Raw genomic sequence first — 1620 nt, 5'->3', positions numbered from 1 at the left:
TTAGGGGCTGCTGAATGATCTATGCAACGGCACTGTTGATGGCAAAATCCAGTGCGATGAGTTCGGAGAGTATGAGACAAAAAAGAAACCGTAGCCTCTTCTCAAGGTTCATCACTAGCAGTTGGATGGAAATGACCGTCTCGCTAGTCTCACGAAGACGCGTTCGAATAAGGCCAAGCCCGTAGATGCGTTTTCCTTCTCCGAATTTCCCTTCCACCGCATTTCTCTTGCCCATGTCCTGCCGTTCAATCTTCTTCTGATTCGGATCCATCTGCTTTGGCGGTCGCCCGAGTTTTGGGCCGCTCAGCCGGATTCCGTGATCTTTGCAATACTTGAGATTGTCCCGCGTGCGGTATATTTTGTCCGCCAGAATGGCCTCCGGATAATATCCGAAGCGCTGGAGGTATCGTTCCACCGAATCAATCAGCGTTGTGCCTTCGTTGAAGCTGTCCCAACTGGTCTTCTCCATCAATGAGTATCCACTGACCACACTGATAGCCACTTTTGCGCCGAACTCTACATTCGCCTTTGCCTTCCCTCTTACAATTGGTCGTACGTCTGGTTGCGCAATGCTCACGATTCTGTCATCCACTCGATGGCTACGGGACCGATACATTTCCAGTTGTTGTCGATACAACTCCCCGATAACCAAGAGGTCGCGGTATTGGCGCCGAGAGAGCACTGTCAGTGAAGTGTGTTGTACGAGCTGTTCGATGAATCCCAGGTCACGCGCCACATAACGCAATTGGCGACCGATAGCTCTACGAATCGCCATGCGACCAGGCTTACGGTTCTTTGCGGTTCGCAGGTAGTCACGTCGCGCCTGACGGCGCCGATCTCTGGACTTCTTCATTTCGCCCTTGTGCGGTGCATGGAGCGTGTCAATGATGTCTTCCAGCTTCTCACGCCCTTTGTTCAACAATGACAAGTCCGTTGGGAACGCCACGTCTGCCGGTGCACAGGTTGCATCAAGAATGAGCTTTCCTTGGTGAGTTGGCGGATCCTGAGATTCACCATCTGTATCGGAATGACCAGGCCCGGTGGGAGGTTCGTCCTCGTCCTTATCTTGGTCGTCTGCATCCTGTTCTTCCTGCAGTCCAGCTTCGACAATCCACTCATTCACTTGATTGATGATGTCAGGACCCAGACGTTTTCGAAAGTAGGTCAGCAGCGAAGGGTCAAAAGGAGGCTCTTCCTGATATGCTTCCAGACCAATGAAATACTGCAAGTACGGGTTTTCTAGGATGTGTTGGACCAAGTGACGATCCGAAAACCCTTCCCGTTCCTGAATAATCAGGGCACCAAGTGCCATCCGAACCGACAAGGCTCGTCCTCCCCGAAGGTCCCCGCTGAAGTGTTTGCTGTATTCCATCTCCACACGTCTCCATGGGATAAGATACGAAAGCTGGACCCAGCGGTTATTTTCACTGAGTCGACCGCCGAATGGTAGAAAGAAGTCCCCTGGCAGTATTTGTTGTTCCTGATGATTCGCGTACAATTGCAGCCCTCCAAGTGCACGGTTTTTCACCCGTTCCGTTCAAAATCCTTACACTTTAATTCGACATTTGATACGCGAAACCCTTGCTATTATTGGACTTTTGAATCATTCAGCAGCCCCTA

General features: G+C 51.1%; 1 protein-coding gene. It reads right to left on the bottom strand.

Features of this window, described 5'->3' with window-relative positions:
• Positions 1-19: 19 nt before the first annotated feature.
• A complete protein-coding gene (locus ACFSB2_RS10570) occupies positions 20-1498 on the bottom strand; it encodes an IS5 family transposase (RefSeq protein WP_377943009.1) in 1479 nt (492 codons plus the stop codon).
• Between the last annotated feature and the right edge of the window lie 122 nt (positions 1499-1620).

This window comes from Alicyclobacillus fodiniaquatilis (genome assembly GCF_042678105.1).
Lineage (GTDB): Bacteria > Bacillota > Bacilli > Alicyclobacillales > Alicyclobacillaceae > Alicyclobacillus > Alicyclobacillus fodiniaquatilis.
Note: the sequence above shows the minus strand (reverse complement) of the source record. Positions and strands in the feature narration are given on the sequence as shown.